We start from the raw sequence: 1323 nt of genomic DNA on the forward strand, positions 1-1323 counted from the left end.
AAAGATAGTTAACAAGGGCGCATGGTGAATGCCTTGGCACTAGGAGCCGATGAAGGACGGGACTAACACCGATATGCTTCGGGGAGCTGTACGTAAGCTATGATCCGGAGATTTCCGAATGGGGCAACCCAGCAGTTTTAATCAACTGTTACCACTAGATGAATTCATAGTCTAGTTGGAGGTAAACGCTGTGAACTGAAACATTTCATTAGCAGCAGGAATATAAAGAAATTTCGATTCCCTAAGTAGCGGCGAGCGAACGGGGAACAGCCCAAACCAAAGTGCTTGCACTTTGGGGTTGTAGGACTGAACATTTGAGTTACCAAAGAACTTGATAGTCGAAGGATTTGGGAAAATCCGCCATAGATGGTGATAGCCCAGTAGATTAAATCAAATTCTCTCAGTTCAGGATCCTGAGTACGGCGGAACACGTGAAATTCCGTCGGAATCCGGGAGGACCATCTCCCAAGGCTAAATACTACCTAGTGACCGATAGTGAACCAGTACCGTGAGGGAAAGGTGAAAAGCACCCCGGGAGGGGAGTGAAATAGTTCCTGAAACCATGTGCCTACAATAAGTCAGAGCGCGTTAATGCGTGATGGCGTGCCTTTTGTAGAATGAACCGGCGAGTTATGATCCCGTGCAAGGTTAAGACTAAAAAGTCGGAGCCGTAGCGAAAGCGAGTCTGAAATGGGCGTTTTGAGTACGAGGTTATAGACCCGAAACCAGGTGACCTATCCATGTCCAGGTTGAAGGTGCGGTAAAACGCACTGGAGGACCGAACCCGTGTAAGTTGAAAATTGCTGGGATGAGGTGTGGATAGCGGTGAAATTCCAAACGAACTTGGAGATAGCTGGTTCTCTCCGAAATAGCTTTAGGGCTAGCCTCGGAATTAGGATCATGGAGGTAGAGCACTATTTGGACTAGGGGCCCGTCTTGGGTTACTGAATTCAGATAAACTCCGAATGCCATTGATTCATATCCGGGAGTCAGACGATGAGTGATAAGATCCACCGTCGAAAGGGGAACAGCCCAGACCATCAGTTAAGGTCCCTAAATGTATGCTAAGTGGAAAAGGATGTGGAGTTGCATAGACAACTAGGATGTTGGCTCAGAAGCAGCCACCATTTAAAGAGTGCGTAATAGCTCACTAGTCGAGTGATCCTGCGCCGAAAATGTACCGGGGCTAAGCATACTACCGAAACCATGGATGCGACCATTAGGTCGCGTGATAGGAGAGCGTTCTAAGGGCGGTGAAGCAAGATCGTGAGGACTTGTGGAGCGCTTAGAAGTGAGAATGCCGGTATGAGTAGCGAAAGATAG

The 1323-nt window shown here is 48.0% G+C and carries 1 rRNA gene; it reads left to right on the forward strand.

Annotated features, from left to right (window positions below):
* Window position 1: 1 nt before the first annotated feature.
* Window positions 2–1323: ribosomal RNA gene (locus L3B96_RS27085) — 23S ribosomal RNA — on the forward strand; the annotation flags it as partial.

It is taken from the genome of Clostridium sp. YIM B02569 (assembly GCF_022320765.1).
Classification (GTDB): Bacteria; Bacillota; Clostridia; order Clostridiales; family Clostridiaceae; genus Clostridium; species Clostridium beijerinckii.